Source organism: Enterococcus sp. AZ063 (genome assembly GCF_051715045.1).
Lineage (GTDB): Bacteria > Bacillota > Bacilli > Lactobacillales > Enterococcaceae > Enterococcus_D > Enterococcus_D casseliflavus.
Genome location: NZ_JBIOTA010000001.1, coordinates 2,845,724 through 2,861,394 on the forward strand (window position 1 = coordinate 2,845,724; position 15,671 = coordinate 2,861,394).

Here is a 15,671-nt window from a genome sequence, read left to right on the forward strand (position 1 = left end):
TAAAACCTTATGGTTATTTTCTGTCTATTTATAAGATCTCTTAACTTTACTTTATAAAAAATGGCCCTATTAACTAGGTGACGGAAGAATCAGCATTGATTCTTCCGTCACATTTGAATTCGTATTACTCATCAGTCTTTATTAATAAATAGTTGTTAATGCACTCTTTGATAATTGATTTCGAAAAAAAGATTTGACTATCGGAAAAAGGAAGTTTTATTGTGGCATGAATGATATTCAATTTTGCTTCGTCAGAATGACTACTCTTTATCATCATTGATCAAGAAACTAAGTAATTCCGACTGTTCCGCAAAGATTGCTTCTACAGATAAACTTCTATGATGACTCTTTTGCTTGGCAGCTTCTGGCAATTCAGAATCAATTTGGTTAGTTGATGATTCGATGGCCTTCTCGATTGGTAAAGGTTCTTCATTCATTTTCGTCTCTAAATCGTCTGACTTCATTGAAAATGGACTGTTATCCTCAAAGTGATCCGTTGAAGCACTCAGTTGACTTTTCCAAAACAACTCTCCGAAGAGATACACGCCAATAGCATTTTTATTGTTAAATACTTTACAAGATAGCCCCATCTTGGTGAGTGTCTGATTTAATGTGTTTTCGTTGAGCGTTTCTGAAGGAATATCTCTGATTAGAATTGTATCAGCATATTGAATATCTTGATCACTATTTACATAATCAATCAATTGATCTGTCAAAGCAGTCGTCTCTTTTTTAACGATTTCAGTTAAATCTATTGTCTGACGTCCATTGATCGTCACAATAAAGGGATTGTTTTTCTTTGCTGTGACAAGCATATCGTAGACGACGCCGCGATCCAGTTCAAAGATAGGTGCGGGATGATCCCCTTCACTTTCTTGATAAGCTTGTACCACGTTACCTGCCAATTCATACAAGCCGTCTGTGACTTTTGAACTTTTGATCAGCTCCCCATTTTCGTAACTGTCACAAGTGAGAGAATGATCATTGATTTCAATCACATAGGTCAACCCAGCAAGAATTTCTTCCACGCCTAACATCAAATGAATATCATTTCGTTTGCTTTCAAAAATTGCACCCAGAGATTTCGGGATCAGCTTTACTCGCTCGATACGTATCCGATAGTGAGTGCCATCAACAACTGTCTCGAATTGCTCTGCCAGTTGTCTCTCGATGTCAGCAAGCCGGTCAAAACTTTCTGTTGCTACTCCAAGGCATAATGAACAGCTAAAGTAATCCTCTGCAATTTCAGTAAAAAGTGAGGGTCTATTCGCTACTAAATAAGAGAGTATCGTTTTGATATATATCTTAAATTTTTGGTCTCCCAAGGTTGCTAACGGATTACCAAATGTTTGATAGGCTTCCGATCGTCGACTATACAATTTATCGAGCCCCCAAGTAATTTCTTTCTCGCTGCCCCCGAGAAGTATTCGTTTCCCAACTTTGTTTTTTAAGTAGATCGGTTCATTATTCTTTCCTAAAAGATATTGTAGATTATTTTTTTTGACTTCTGAATAAACAGAACTTCTGACATCTTGATAACCGTAGCCAACAACGCCTACTCGAAATTCATCAATGTCTAATGCAATGATTTTGTTCACACTAATCCCCCTAACTTCCCTATTTATCATGACTTACAGCTTCCCTAACAACACTATTGCTACTTCATCCTCTATTTTCCTGCCTCTTCTTGGACAAAGAATGCATTGGACAGTTCCTGAATTCTCTTCATTTGTTCGTTGACTTCTGCTTCTAAAAGCAGCAAATCGCTGAAAATCGCTTTTGTATTACGTATATGCCGTAGAAGTTCATTGGTTTTGACCAACTGCAAATCAATTTTTTGGCATAGCTCTCTCAAATCTTCTTGGCTATTCTTTAAGATAAAAAAATCGCGATACCCAATGGTTGACTGGCTTTTTTCTGAAATCATTTGTTGGAATCGCGCAATTTTACTATCCCGTTGTTCAATCGTTTGTTTCAAATCAGCCAGCATCTGGTCAATCTGGCTGATTTGAACAATTGCGGATAAATTCTTTATACTCATCGATTGTTTCATGATTGATTTTCTCCTTTGCTTAGGAGTATTTTCACTTCTGAATCCATCAGTGCAGTTCTAGTAAATATTCCTGATTGCAGTAAACAACTAAATGAAAGAACATTATTTTTTATCCGCAGCAGTTCTTCATCTGTTAACTCACATAATTGATGATCAATGTCTTCAATCGCGTTGATAGTAATGCCAAGTTCCAGTTTCTGAACCATCTCTGCTATAGCTGCTTCTTTCCACACAATGACAGGGATTCCCAACGAGAGATACAACGAGATTTTGTGCGGCGCATTATACTTCGTATATTGTTGATAGTCACCACCATCAGGCAGCTTATCATCCCACGCAAGCCCAAAACTATTTTTCTCCATCCTACGAATCAATTCTTCTTGCTCAAAAACACCACAATAATGAACATTTGGGCCAAATTGACAGTCGTTTTTATCGCCGTATACAAGAATTTCTGTGTCATTGGTCCACTGCTGTAGAAAACGGGTTTTTGCAAGATTTCCTGCAAAGACAATTCGTTTTAGTGGTCTTTCATGACTGACACTAACTTCTTGATGCTGATAGTCAAAAAAAGGTTTTTGGATCATTTTCCGTGTCACGCCTCTTTCGACTAAGGCTGTCTGCATGGCTTGGCTATGAACGATCAATAATGTTGCTTCATTGAAAAGAGCAGATTCATCAAAATCGACTTTTCCACGCAACATCTCAGCGTCATGGATGAATAAGATCGTGTAAATTCCTCTTTGTTTCATTCTTTGTAAAAACATCCGGTCAAAATGGGCTCCGTTATAACTTGGATATTGATAGACCACGATATCTTCATAAGCGACACCAGCTGTAATGCCATCAATCCTTGACATAAGTGCATAATCATCTTCATTCTCATCGATATAACGATAAATATATAAAGGTTGATAATCCATCCCATTGGCAATGTGATAAACATCTATTTTCGCTTTTTTGACTGAATCTGCTGCATTCGATTCAATGATCGTCGTCACCCACCGATTCACGCTCGTCCCATCTCCTTTTCCATCATTGCCCGTACAAACATCACTTCATCTTTTGGTAAGCACCATTCTGCACCCTTCAAATTTTTAGAAAACAGTTGTACAGCTGGATCTTCTTGTGCAGTATTCCTTGTAAGCAGCAGATATTTAACTAGTTTTAGAACTGTTTGATTATAAACATCAATATGCCAATGTTCTTCCATTAAACGACTTGCATGTTGAAGTAATTGAACCGCATCTTCGCACCGTTGCATGTCAACCAAGCATTCTGATAAATCTAATACGGCGCCTACCAAAACTGGCCGCAGTTCTGTAAAATCAGTCGAATTTATTTTCTTTAAAAGGCAACTCTCTAACAGAAAAATTTGTTTTTCTAAAGATGAAGCGTGCAAGCCATAGCGATGTTTGATGCGTAATGTAGCTAAATATAAAAGACTATCAAACAATGTGTAAAAATCATTTCCCAGAAAAAATGTTTCAAGCATCTCTAAACTTGTGTCTGGAGCTTTCTGGTTCATACATCCAAACACGAGGTCAGAATAGGCCAACATAAGTTTAAACATCGTATTATCCTCAGTTGAGGAGCGAAATTTTTCTAACTCTTTTCTGACTTTCAAAAAGGTAACAAACATGTCCTCTTTCGTTGATAAAGAGCTATAGATCAATACACTTAATAAATGAAGTTGTTCATCTGTTGACATTGCAAACATGTCTAACAACTCGGTATCTGATATGCTCAACATTTTCTTGATTCCAACGACCAATTCGAAAGGCAAATCGATCTCATATTGTACCCATCTATAGTATCGTGAGCGCGATAACCCAATCTTTCTTTCAAAAGATTTTACAGATAGACCTTTACATTTGCGTATCTCTTCTAATTTCTCGCGATCAATATTGACAGCAACGACTGATGTATTAGGTATCTTTAAGTCTGGGTTGATCGTGCTAATTAATCGACAAACGCTTAGTAATCTAGTTTCCATATTTTTCAAATCCTTTTTTATAAAATGCAGGACCTATTTTTATTCTTACTTCTGTAATGCTTCCAACAAAGAATAAACCAATGATCCAAGGATCACGATCGACATAACTAAGGAAAGCACGATGGTGATTGCTTTGCCCTTTTTCTTTTCTTCTGAGTGATTTCTTACGTTTTCTCGTTCTTCTTGAAATCCCGCTTGAATCGTTTTTTCTAACTGATTATTCGCCAACGAAATCACCTCTTCCCGGTTTATTTTCAGCAAACAACTATGAAGAAAACTGGTTTATCTATTGGTTCTGATCGACTGCTAGTTGTTGTGACTCATTCATTTCTGAAACATTTTCTACTGGTTCATTTTCGTTTGTAGCTATCTCATCCACTACTTCTGCTGCGTCTACTGCCCGTAGCCCATCAATCAACTCTTGACTCAAATGATTCACATCGTTATCTTGTCTTTCGACGGTTGAAGTTAACCGATCAATGATCTGCTCGGTTTCATTCAAAAAATAGGTTCGAAGCATTTGCTTTTCGACCTCATAAGCAGAAAAGAGCTTCTCATAAATCATTTGTAATTTGTTTTGCTTTTCTTGTTGCTGCTCAAAAGATGCATTGAAATGGTTTTTCAACATTTGGATCTCATTTAGATTGATGTCGTTTTCTGACTTGTCCATCATTGCTTTCATCTCTTGATTGATTTGAATCAACTGATCAATCAATTCGTTTTGATCAGCAAAAAGTTTCTTTGCTTCCTCTTGTTCCTTCTCAAAAGTGAGCATGGACCCGCTGTTCTCTTTTATTAACAACATAATTTGCTCATACAATTCAGTGGTTTTCATTTTTTTCATTTTGTCTTCATCCTTTCAACACAACTTTGTCCATGCATACATTTTTGTTTGCCAACAACTGATAATTCTTTTGATCGACTTCTACCTTATGAATATAAGGAACGCGGTCATCTAAAATACTCATTAAGTTCCCTTTGATATTCCCTTTACCATCAAGCGGCGATTCTTCCAGATAAAGTGTATTTGTTGAGTTGGATTTTGCTAGAGAAAATAATTCTAACCCCATATATGAAATTCCAACTGTGTCATTTTCTGTTATCTGGAAAGCTAACTGATTTCGAATGAAATCAAGTGTTGTGTTAAATTTTTGAGTTACCTTGAATGTTTCTGTATCACGAGTCGTGACTAAATTGATGGTGCCTTGATAAAAATAGTAATTCAGAATGCTTTGTTGCTGATCATTGAAAAAAGCAATCTCTTGAACCTGGTCATTGCAGTAATAAATGGTTGAGAACAATTTCCCGTCTGCGGCATATTCTTCAATGAAATCTGTCGTGCCATCAGGATAGAAGTATCGAACTTCTTTGACATGTCTTCTAGTCATAGGATACAAGCTCACTTTACCTACTTCATCTCCATCAGTGATTAACGAAATGGTCCGATCCTCGTTCATATATACTTCTGTACAGTAAGCGGTTGGTACTTGGTTAAAAAACAGAAAGGCTTCTGGATCGTGACTTCGCTGTGTTACTTGATCTAAAATATTTATTCCCTGTAATGCTTCTCTTTGGAGCATCGCTTGAAAGTTTGGACTCGGGGAGATGGACAACACTTGACTTCCTTCTTTGATTCGTGATTTTTGTGCCATCCAAATTCGGTCATTTGGTCGGATCACCGTGACTAATTCATAATGCATCGATCAACTCACTCCATTTCTCTGCAATTATCGCGTCTTGAAACATTCGGACAGACTTGCGGGTATTAGCTTTAAGTTGGTTCAAATCAGAAGCAGTCAACTGACGAATGCCATCTGTTAGTTGCTGAATAGTATAGACTTCATCAGTTCTAGAAAAATCTTTCAAATAACCATTGACTCCTTCTTTGATCAACTCCATGGCCCCAAAACGAGCCTTGAAGGTTACAATTGGCAATCCTGCATTTAAAGCTTCAATATAAGTCAATCCGAAACCTTCTGAAAAAGACCCAGAGATAAATGCATCATAATCTGGATATACTTCATTGATTGCATGAGAATGTCCTTTTAACCGAATGTACTCTTCTGCATTTAGCTCCTTGATCACTGCTTTTAACTTGCTTTCTTCTCCCCCTTGACCATAGATGTCTAAAGAGATCGTTGGATATTCTTTTTTTGCTGCAGCAATTGCCCGTATCACAAGATCAATGTGCTTTTCAGATGCCAAACGAGAGACCGTCACAAACTTCTCTGCCTGTTGTTTGCCTCTTTCAAATGATTCTTCTGTCATATCACGAATCCCTCCCACCGGGATCGTGACAATTTTTTGAGATTCGTTTGGAAAATCGATCAACAAATCTTGCCTTTGCAATTCTGTCGCAACAACGATATGAGCGACTTGTTCCAAATGTGTTAAAGCAAATTCATAGTAATTGTTCCAAAGAGGTGCGCTAGCTACGTCACGATCAGATAAATGATCGGCGTGAACAATCTCAATCAATTTGATTTCAGGAGGACAATAATCATATAAAGCAGCCTCGCTTTCCTCCCCCCGATCAATGATGATACTTTTGGTTTCTGGGAATTCTTCTATCAGTTGTTTAAAGAAAAATCGCTGCAATAAGACCTCATTTCTAAAGAAACGATGTTTCCCTTTGAAAGAAAACAAATGAATATTCGTCATTACTCTTCCTCGATGCGGATCATTTCGATAACTGTACATGATTTTTCTTTGATTCGTTCGATAGTCAAAGATCTCTACCCGATAATCCGAAACTAGCAGTAACCCTTCTTTTTTTCGGCTAGGAGATTTTTCCATATGCTCAACGATTTTTAATCCTGAGGATGTGATGGTTTCTTTGATTCTATGCGTGTTCGTGGCGTCTACCAAGAGATCTTGTTGTGCAGTAAAAACTGCTTCAGCGCCTTGCCTTAAATAATCCCCTTCTAGTGCAAAATATTCCCACATGGAAATGACTTTATCATCTGGTATTTCCCAAGCCGCCATGGCTTCATGGAGATTCTTCACTAGCTCCATAAAAATATACCTATAGGGAATATTTATTCTATCAAAACAAGCAGCACGATAGAACTGTGCATGTTCCACACCTGAATTACCAATCCCCATTGCTTTATTTACAAAAAAATTCATGATGTCCCCCTCTTTATTAGGTCGATTTCTTCCTATCTTCTTTTACATTCTCTAAAACTTTTAGTGCCCTTTGATTAAGTGCGATCTTTTTATGCAAACGATCCATAAGCTCGGGTGCTTCAGCTTCTTTGTTTGGCTTTGCAAATAATAAAGCTAATACAGAAAAATCTTCGTGGTAACAAGATTCCAGCAAAGAAAAATTTTGTCCCATATGAAGGTTGATTTGTTCGGGACTGTCGCTTCGCTGATAGATTTGTTCAAGCAATGCTTCCAAATACGCTGATGTAGCCTTAGTATCCGGCTCAACAAACAATCCTGCTTCAAAATCTGAAAGTGAATATTCTTTGACATAGCTGTTCTGTTTTTCAAATACGACCGATAATGCAGCATGTTTCTCAACCAGCGGTGTAACCGCAACAATGCTTGTTGCTATGTTTGAGCCTTGGTTTGCTCCAGTGTTTGCATTTATAGGAACCACTTCAAATGCCTGATTCTCCTTAGTAGATAAAACCAATTCCTTAAATAGAATCTCTTGATGCTTTTTGTTTACCATATGAATCTGATAATCAGTAGCACCTTGCGGAAAGTGAAAACATTCCTGGTTTGTTTCAAAGACTAGTTTTTCAAGGAAAAAACCATCCTTATCAAAAAATTCCACCAATAGCTGTACTGCTTCCTTACGATCGAATTCAGCATGAAGTGTTAACTCGTACTTGTATCCAGGCAGTAACATAGGTAGCATTGGTGATTTCCGACTAATATGAAACTCTGTTTTCGAATACCAAGATTTAATACTGACGCCTGGAGGCATCAAAGGAGAAGAATAAGAGACATCTCCAGAGGGCATATAAGCTATTTTTGCGCCATAATTATAATTGTCATTAAAGTCGATCCCCCACTTGATACGATATAAACTATTCATCGACTCCCTCATCCCCTATAATATTTTCTTGATATCGCGGTGAAATGTATTCACAAGAATATTTTTGTATTGTTTCAAAAACCAATTATTGATGGCGGGACTATTATCGTTATGTCGACCGATCATGCCTTTATACAAAACCCGAGACATGGGGAAATTATTTTTTAAAAATTCAAACAACATTGGAAATGCCTCCATGTCGTAATCGTCTTGTTTCATATAGGCAATAGCAAAGGTTGTCTCCCGATAATCGCCACTCTTGAATTTGCTCCAGAACCGTTCATTCAATTGACTGCTCGCTTCTTTTGAAACAACCCCAATATTGTACAGCAACATATCCAGTGAGGTTGGAAATCCTGTTGGTCGATTGATGCGTTCATTTAGAGCAATAGAACCAAGATTTGTCAATGGTTTCCCTACGATGACACTGTTTGGGCTTAAATCACTAGCAAAATACAGCGCACCAAAAGTTCCCATCGATAAACCTGATAAAATGAGGTCAGACTTTTCAAATCCTAGCAGTGCTAGTTTCCCTAAGATGATCGCTACGATTTCTTGTTCGAATTTCTGGCTACCTAGATAGAAATTTCCACCTTCTAAACGAGGATCACCAATCAGCAGAAACGGACAGCCCATACTTCCCATCATCCCACGGCCTTCAAATCCTTCGGCTGAACGATAGCCAGAAAAATAAACCGCTAATGGAGGTTTTAAATCTCCCGGATTAAAGTAATAGATCACTTCTCCCCCCAGATTCTCTTCATCCCGAATCCGTCCACCTCCTGGAATCATGACACTTTCATCCGCCATTGCTCGTCGCAAGTGCATCTGCCCGATCGTAAATTGTCCTCGATTTCCTTTGGCATACAATGAAACATTGATGTATGAATTTTGATCTAATTTGAAGTAAATCGGCTCCCCATTTATGATTTGATCGTGAAGGATCTCAATCACTTGGATGACTTGATTCGTATTTTCTTTAATGAAAAAGAGTTTGATTTTTAATGTCACTTCTCCTTGAATATCTGCGATCTCCGGATAAAAACAGGTGCGTTCATTTTTAGGAATCAGGTTAGTCATTTTCCAAGTAGTTATTTGCTGATCGTCTGATGTCAGTTGTGCCTTTACCTGACAGGCTGCATGTCCTTCTTTAACGATCTGCAACGGGACAGTTTTACTAAATTTCATGTGATCCATAGATAGCTTATATCCTTGTTGCTTTGCTGAGAATTGCTCATTGATCGTACGAAAAACATTTTCTAACTGCTTTTTATCAAAGCGATTCGCTGCTTTTAATGCGAATAGCGCTTGAACTTCTGGAGATAGCCGCCCATTTTCTTCGTAAAATATTTGGTAGGCTGGCAATTGTTTTAAAAATTCCAAATTTTCAAGAATCGCGGCATTTTCCTCTAGAAGAAAAATTGCCCGATGGTATTTGGTATTATATTTGTCTTTCTTAAACAGCTGTAGCTCCTGCTCATCTTTGCTGAAATCATAGGCTAACGGAAGCCACTGATAGGTAAACAAAGGAGAAAGCTGCTTTTGCAACTCTGAAGAAACAGCTGCAACATGAAATACTTGAATCTGTTTAGACGACACCCTCTAGCAACTCCCTCCATTGTTTAATAATATTTTCCTCACTAAAATGCTCGATATAACTAATATTTTCCACTAATGCTTGGTTCCAATTATTTAAATCGTCCATGTAAAAAGCGATTGCTGCATCTAATTCTCTAATTTGACCAATGATTTGCCCATTCTTTTGGTCATCCACATAATCGGTTTTCTTCCTAACAAGCTGAGGAATACCGGCACTAACAGCTAGTGCTTGTTTCTGGACATCAACTTCAGCAGACAAATCAATATACAACCGTGTCTCATTGAAATCCTGACGAATCGTGGTGAGATGAGAATCCAAACGAAAGTGAATCCTAAAATTGACATCAACTGCCTCTACTAGATTTCGCCAATTTCGGCTTTCTCGGATCTCTTCAATCGCCTCTTCATCCGTTTTAAATAACTTTTTCGCCTTTTTTGCTTCAAAATACTTTAATACCTTTTGATACTCCTCAGATTCACTATCGACACCGAAATGAGTATCAACCAGTTCTTTTTGTGCTTCTCGTAAAACGACTTCGCTTTGGAATGTCGTCGTTTCGATAATTAAGTCATAACGATCATTCTGAATAACTTTTTGCAGTAATAGATGATGGATTCTCCGAACGTCTTCGTTAAGCTCACCGGCGTTCCAATAAAGAACCAGCTGGGGAATGGAGTTGCTATTGCCCAGCTGAAAAGAAGTTGTGTAAATAGGTATGCGTTGTATCCGAGATAGGTCATTGACACCGGACTGTTTCATTAAAGAGAAAAGCGCTGTTTGATTACTAGTCGAATCAGTAATGATTTTATTTTCACCAGCCCATAATTCTGCTTTTTCATCTGATGCACAAGTTGAAAGTCTGTGGGCATCAGAAACGATCTGGATCACTCTTTTTCGTTCCTTGTTCGTTTTTACCAATCGTAGACTCCGCTCATTTGTCAAACAAATTATTTGATCTTCTGGCTCAAGGTTCAGTTGAAATTGATTCATCATCTCTAAAAGAAGTTCATCCATACTTCGATACTGACTTTTCTTTAGCCCAATTCTTTGAGGATTTATCAGCTCAACGTGTGGATTTTCTCCAAAGTATTCCACACATTTTTCTATTCCTGATTCGTTATAATAAATCTTCTTTACTTGTTCCCCTTTGTCATTTTGGAACGATTTTGCAGAAATAAATCCCCGATCATCGAAGAAGATGATTTGTCGATAAGGTTCCGTCATTATATACATCTGTTCTGCAAAACCAAATGTATTGAACCGAATTTCACCAAATGGTTGATTTTCCTTAATCAGCGTGATCCCAAAAGGTGTATAGACCTTCTCAACATTCTGAGCAAGAGGTAAGTCATCTACATCTAAGGGAAATCCATTGTTTTTTTGAATGTCTTGCAAGCGATCATAAAGCGAAGTCATTTGCGCTGCTTCTAATTCATATGCATGCATCTGATAACGTAAAAACGGCATATGCTCCAATAACAATAAGTGATACGGTTCTCGATTGTTCTTGAAAAGCTGAATGATATTCATCATGTAATCACTTTCTAAATTGCCACTACTGGTCGTCCAATCAGGTATAAAATAATTCAAAAAATTGCCTCCTAACATCCTCTAAAAAATCCGGTAAGTATGTCTGGAAAAGAGGAACCGTATTTCATTTGTGATAGTTTCTAAAATGATGATCAACATAAAAATACTTCCGAAATAAAAAGCTAAGTTGGAAATGATTTGGTTTTGCAATCCAATCAATAAGGGAATCATTGAAACGATCACAAGATAACTGTTTCCAAGTAATGCAACGGTTGATAAACGCTTCAATATATATCTCTCTGTCTGTTTACCAGGAGCAACATTTAAAATGTAATCTCCTGTCTCTTTTAGATTTTTGGCTATATCGTATGGTCGAACATTAATAAAACTAAATCCGTAACCTAAAACATAGAGAATCAGACCATAAGTGAAAACACCCCGCACATTATTAAAGGAAAAGTAAGTCGTGATAAAATTCGAAAAGCCTGTGTCTCCCCACTTTTCGTTCAATAGTAAAAGCTGCGGCATTGAAAAGACGGTTACTGCAAACATAAAGGGCATCGCCCCGGCAGGTAAAAGTCGAATAGGAATATACGAATTGTTAAAGCGACTGTCGATACCTGTCCGTTCAATATTGATACGGTATTCTGCATTGTAAAGAAAAAGCGTTAGATAAATAAAAACTAAGGTCACCATAACTAACCCGATAATAAATTTTTGACTCAAATGAACGGATTCTGTTTGTCCCGAAATTAACATAGCTGGGATATTCATCAGTAAACCTGGAACAATAAACAGGCTTTGACCTCCGATTCCTTTATCAATGTTGATATCAGCTAGCCATGCAACGAACAATCCTCCGGCCGTCAAAAGAAGAACTGCTCCTAAAAACAACAGGACAACGGATCCTCCAATAGCTTTTTGATCAATCATTGAGGAACGGAATTTTAACACGAGTGCACAACTTTGAAGAATAGCAAATAAAAGAGTCAAACTGCGTTGAATATAACCAATTCGTTTGTTGGAAAGATTTCCGATACTTTCTGTATCAATCATGCTGATCGTTGTCCAGATGATTAGAGCAGTCATATACGGTCCCATTCCTAAAGAAAAAAGCGTCGGAACAGTAAAATTCCCACCTGTTGATGTCGCTAAAAATTTCAGAATCAAACTAGTTGATTCCTCAGGTATCTTTTCTGAAATAAAAAAAGGAACCTGGATATGCTTTCCTATCTCAACAATGAACAAAAGGAAAAAGCTCGCGATTATTCTTCGAGTGAGTTCTTTTTGATTCTTCATTTTCATCTCCATTTTTCTTACTTTTTTTTAATCTGCAAGGTTTAACAAAATAGTAACAGGTTTAAATTTTCCTTTTGTACTTGTTTTTTGTCGAAATGAAAAAAAAAAAGGAAAAGGTGTGGTTAGTCATTGTGGTATCATCGTTTTAAATTCAAATAAGAAAAATTTACTCACTTTTAGATGTTCATCAGAGAAATAAGAGGATTGGGAAAGAAAAAAAGGGAGAATTTCCCGAGAAATATCCCCCAAAAGAAGGTCGTTACTATGAAAAAACTAATTGAAGTCATCATACCTCTCGTTTTGCTCTTAGGAGGTATCTTTTTTTTGAAAGAAAATTTACCAGTCAACGAAACACCGACTACAGAATCTAGGGTCCCTGACAATGAACCGACGCCTAAGTTAAACCTAAAAGCTGTCGTTTTGCGGACTGAAGACTCTTTGGAAGCAGTTGATCAAGAGTCCATCTACCATGGTGAATTCCCCTACTATAATATGGATACCACCAAAACTTATACGTTTTCACTTCATTTCGTAACAAGTTCTGGTGAAGCGCTGTTGGATCAAAACAACGAACCACTTATTGCCTTAAGAGAAATGAAACTAGTTGCACCGAAAGGAAAAATCGTCTTTTTTTTAGAAGCCAATGATTTGATGAGGGAATATCTTTTTGAACTAGACGACGTCATGATTCGTGCTAAATTAGAAAGCATTGCTGACTAAGCTGCTAACAATAGACATTTTTGAAGGGAGGATCAACAAAATGAAAGATAAAAAATTTCGCAAATATATTCGATTAGCAAGAAAAGTTCAAAATCTCGCAGAAAATTATCGGGAGTTGTCAGATCAAGAATTGCAAATGCAAACCATTCATTTTCGGCAACAACTCGAACAGGGCAAAAAACTGGAGAGTTTACTCCCGCAAGCCTATGCTGTAGTTGTCGAAGCAGACCGTCGTGTCTTAGGAATGGAGCCTTATTTTGTTCAAATTCTTGGTGCAATTGCTCTTTTTTACGGTAATGTTGCTGAAATGAAAACTGGAGAAGGAAAAACATTGACCGCAACCATGCCGATGTATTTACATGGTCTGGGAGGCAAAGGCAATTTTTTGATTACTTCTAATACGTATTTAGCTTTGCGAGATATTGAAGAAACAGGAAAAGTCTATCGTTTTCTAGGACTATCCGTAGCTGCAGGTGTTCCTGAACATGAAGATGAAGGAGAAGAAATCGATAAAGAGGTAGTCTATGCAGCAGACATTGTCTATACGACGCATAGCGCACTGGGCTTTGACTATTTGTTTAACAACTTGGCCGTTTCTCCAGACGAACAATACGTCACCCGCTTCAATTACGTACTGATAGATGAAATCGATGCAATATTACTTGATATGGCGCAAACGCCATTGATCATTTCAGGAGCACCCAAAGTTCAGTCGAACTTTTTTACGTTATCTGATTGGTTTGTGAAAAGCTTGATTGAAGGTAAAGACTTTATGAGAAGTGACAACAAACGTCATGCTTGGTTTACAGAAGCAGGTATTCAAAAAGCTGAAGACTATTTAGGTGTTGAAACTATTCTTTCAGAAAAATGGAAAAATCTTTATCGTCATTTAGTCATTGCCTTACGGGCCAATTATCTCTTACACTTAAACAAAGATTATGTTGTGGAAGACAATGAGATTCTTTTACTTGATGAAGCAAATGGACGGAAATTGATTGGAACAAAACTACAAGCTGGTCTCCATCAAGCAATCGAAGCGAAAGAAGGTGTAGAAATCACCACAGAGAGCCGATCCATGGGCTCCATCACCTACCAAAATCTATTCCGAAAATTTAAAGTTTTATCTGGAATGACTGGTACAGCCAAAACAGACGCCGACGAATTTCGAGAAACATATGATATTGACGTAATCGAAATTCCGACGAATAAACCAATTCGTCGACAAGATCATCGGGATCTTGTCTATGTTACTAATCAGTCAAAGATCATGGCTTCTTTAGAAGCAGTAAAAAACGCTTTGACGCAAGAACGGCCCGTTTTGATTGAAACAGGATCAGTCTCAATGTCGACTTTATACTCCCTGATTCTCTTAAAACATCGAATCCCTCATAATCTTTTAAATGCCACAACAGCGACCAAAGAATCTTGGATCATCTCAGAAGCTGGTAAAAAAGGTGCCGTAACTGTGGCTACATCAATGGCTGGACGTGGTACAGATATTAAACTGGAAGAAGACGCACGGGAAAATGGTGGTCTATTAGTAGTAGGAACTGAGCGGATGACCAGTGACCGAATTGACAATCAGCTTCGGGGCCGCTCTGGACGTCAAGGAGATCCCGGTGACAGCATTTTTTATGTATCTATGGAAGACAAAATCGTGGTTGAAAGTGCACCCAAATGGGCCGTCGACGAACGAGAATTATTAACTGAACAAGAAGAATTATCCAATGATCTCACTCCTTTAAAAAAGAAAAAATACAATAAACTAATCAATCAGTCTCAAAGCAATCGAAAAAATCAAGAAATTGCCGGACGTCAAACAACGCTTGAATTTGACTCAATCATTACCATTCAAAGAGACAAAATGTACAGCATGAGAAACAGAATTATGACAGGCACTCCGGTTGAATTAGAAAATATCATTAATCAATGCATAGAAGGAGCAATCAATCAGCTCATCACTAAAAAAGAGAACCTAAATAAACAAACGATCCTTGATTTTATCTTTAATAATTTGGACTATAATTTTGATGTTTTTGAAATCGAGAAACTAGATAAATTTAATAAGCGAACGGTCAAAAAATTTTTATTGGATCTGATTTCAGAGCGTTTGATTCACATTCATCAATTTATGCCAGATAGTTTCCAACAGCTGTTTTTCAAGCGTATCATTCTTTTAAAAGCCTTAGATACTCTTTGGATCGAACAATCAGACAACCTGCAACAATTGAAAACAGTCATCAATGGGCGAAACTGGGGACAACATCGCCCCATCTATGAATTTCAAGTAGAAGCACATCGTTCTTTCTCTGAAATGCGTGAAGCCATCTATCTAGAAGCAGTCAGAAATTTATTATTATCCGAGTTGGTAAAAACAGAAGATGGTTCATTCGATGTTGAATTTCCATAGCCAACCATAGCC

At 37.5% G+C, this 15,671-nt stretch carries 14 protein-coding genes; 2 read left to right on the top strand and 12 right to left on the bottom strand.

Annotation, left to right across the window (positions count from 1 at the left end; genetic code table 11):
* Nucleotides 1-260 precede the first annotated feature (260 nt).
* From IGK61_RS13455 to IGK61_RS13510, 12 genes are all read right to left on the bottom strand, one after another.
* Nucleotides 261-1,598 (bottom strand): hypothetical protein, encoded by a 1,338-nt coding sequence (locus IGK61_RS13455; RefSeq protein ID WP_438844935.1) that lies wholly within the window; start codon nt 1,596-1,598, stop codon nt 261-263.
* Between the two features lie 71 nt (nt 1,599-1,669).
* Nucleotides 1,670-2,053 carry a hypothetical protein gene (locus IGK61_RS13460; protein ID WP_438844936.1) on the bottom strand — a complete coding sequence of 128 codons (384 nt, stop codon included), beginning with the start codon at nt 2,051-2,053 and terminating at the stop codon, nt 1,670-1,672.
* Nucleotides 2,050-3,066, bottom strand: coding sequence for a sugar transferase (locus IGK61_RS13465; protein ID WP_438844937.1), 1,017 nt, complete (start codon nt 3,064-3,066; stop codon nt 2,050-2,052). The genes IGK61_RS13460 and IGK61_RS13465 overlap by 4 nt, the downstream gene beginning before the upstream one ends.
* Nucleotides 3,063-4,049, bottom strand: coding sequence for a helix-turn-helix domain-containing protein (locus IGK61_RS13470; protein WP_438844938.1), 987 nt, complete (start codon nt 4,047-4,049; stop codon nt 3,063-3,065). The genes IGK61_RS13465 and IGK61_RS13470 overlap by 4 nt, the downstream gene beginning before the upstream one ends.
* A 45-nt stretch (nt 4,050-4,094) precedes the next feature.
* Nucleotides 4,095-4,286, bottom strand: coding sequence for a hypothetical protein (locus IGK61_RS13475; RefSeq protein ID WP_077452924.1), 192 nt, complete (start codon nt 4,284-4,286; stop codon nt 4,095-4,097).
* Between the two features lie 49 nt (nt 4,287-4,335).
* On the bottom strand, nt 4,336-4,893 hold the full coding sequence (locus IGK61_RS13480) for a hypothetical protein (protein ID WP_438844939.1): 558 nt from the start codon (nt 4,891-4,893) through the stop codon (nt 4,336-4,338).
* Between the two features lie 7 nt (nt 4,894-4,900).
* Nucleotides 4,901-5,749, bottom strand: coding sequence for a hypothetical protein (locus IGK61_RS13485; RefSeq protein WP_438844940.1), 849 nt, complete (start codon nt 5,747-5,749; stop codon nt 4,901-4,903).
* Nucleotides 5,739-7,178, bottom strand: a complete 1,440-nt coding sequence (locus IGK61_RS13490; RefSeq protein WP_438844941.1) for a glycosyltransferase — start codon at nt 7,176-7,178, stop codon at nt 5,739-5,741. Before IGK61_RS13490 ends, IGK61_RS13485 begins: the two co-directional genes overlap by 11 nt.
* Before the next feature lie 16 nt (nt 7,179-7,194).
* On the bottom strand, nt 7,195-8,100 hold the full coding sequence (gene asp3, locus IGK61_RS13495; protein ID WP_438844942.1) for an accessory Sec system protein Asp3: 906 nt from the start codon (nt 8,098-8,100) through the stop codon (nt 7,195-7,197).
* A gap of 15 nt (nt 8,101-8,115) precedes the next feature.
* Nucleotides 8,116-9,699 carry an accessory Sec system protein Asp2 gene (asp2, locus tag IGK61_RS13500; protein WP_438844943.1) on the bottom strand — a complete coding sequence of 528 codons (1,584 nt, stop codon included), beginning with the start codon at nt 9,697-9,699 and terminating at the stop codon, nt 8,116-8,118.
* A complete protein-coding gene (gene asp1 / locus IGK61_RS13505; protein WP_438844944.1) occupies nt 9,689-11,290 on the bottom strand; it encodes an accessory Sec system protein Asp1 in 1,602 nt (533 codons plus the stop codon). Before asp1 ends, asp2 begins: the two co-directional genes overlap by 11 nt.
* A gap of 21 nt (nt 11,291-11,311) precedes the next feature.
* Nucleotides 11,312-12,529: an accessory Sec system protein translocase subunit SecY2 gene (locus IGK61_RS13510; protein WP_438844945.1), complete on the bottom strand. Its 1,218-nt coding sequence runs from the start codon at nt 12,527-12,529 to the stop codon at nt 11,312-11,314.
* Nucleotides 12,530-12,853: 324 nt separating this feature from the next.
* Between IGK61_RS13510 and IGK61_RS13515 the strand changes: the two genes are divergently transcribed.
* Both IGK61_RS13515 and secA2 read left to right on the top strand, forming a co-directional pair.
* The gene (locus tag IGK61_RS13515) at nt 12,854-13,249 is read left to right on the top strand and encodes a hypothetical protein (protein WP_438844946.1); all 396 of its coding nucleotides are present in this window, start codon (nt 12,854-12,856) and stop codon (nt 13,247-13,249) included.
* Nucleotides 13,250-13,289: 40 nt separating this feature from the next.
* A complete protein-coding gene (gene secA2, locus IGK61_RS13520) occupies nt 13,290-15,659 on the top strand; it encodes an accessory Sec system translocase SecA2 (protein ID WP_438844947.1) in 2,370 nt (789 codons plus the stop codon).
* The last annotated feature ends 12 nt before the right edge of the window (nt 15,660-15,671 follow it).

Bases quoted from the DNA above. Each gene is read 5' to 3' on its own strand.
- IGK61_RS13510 (WP_438844945.1), bottom strand. From the start codon at position 12,529: ATGAAGAATCAAAAAGAACTCACTCGAAGAATAATCGCGAGCTTTTTC.
- asp3 (WP_438844942.1), bottom strand. From the start codon at position 8,100: ATGAATAGTTTATATCGTATCAAGTGGGGGATCGACTTTAATGACAAT.
- IGK61_RS13480 (WP_438844939.1), bottom strand. From the start codon at position 4,893: ATGAAAAAAATGAAAACCACTGAATTGTATGAGCAAATTATGTTGTTA.
- IGK61_RS13460 (WP_438844936.1), bottom strand. From the start codon at position 2,053: ATGAAACAATCGATGAGTATAAAGAATTTATCCGCAATTGTTCAAATC.
- IGK61_RS13485 (WP_438844940.1), bottom strand. From the start codon at position 5,749: ATGCATTATGAATTAGTCACGGTGATCCGACCAAATGACCGAATTTGG.
- IGK61_RS13490 (WP_438844941.1), bottom strand. From the start codon at position 7,178: ATGAATTTTTTTGTAAATAAAGCAATGGGGATTGGTAATTCAGGTGTG.
- secA2 (WP_438844947.1), top strand. From the start codon at position 13,290: ATGAAAGATAAAAAATTTCGCAAATATATTCGATTAGCAAGAAAAGTT.
- IGK61_RS13470 (WP_438844938.1), bottom strand. From the start codon at position 4,049: ATGGAAACTAGATTACTAAGCGTTTGTCGATTAATTAGCACGATCAAC.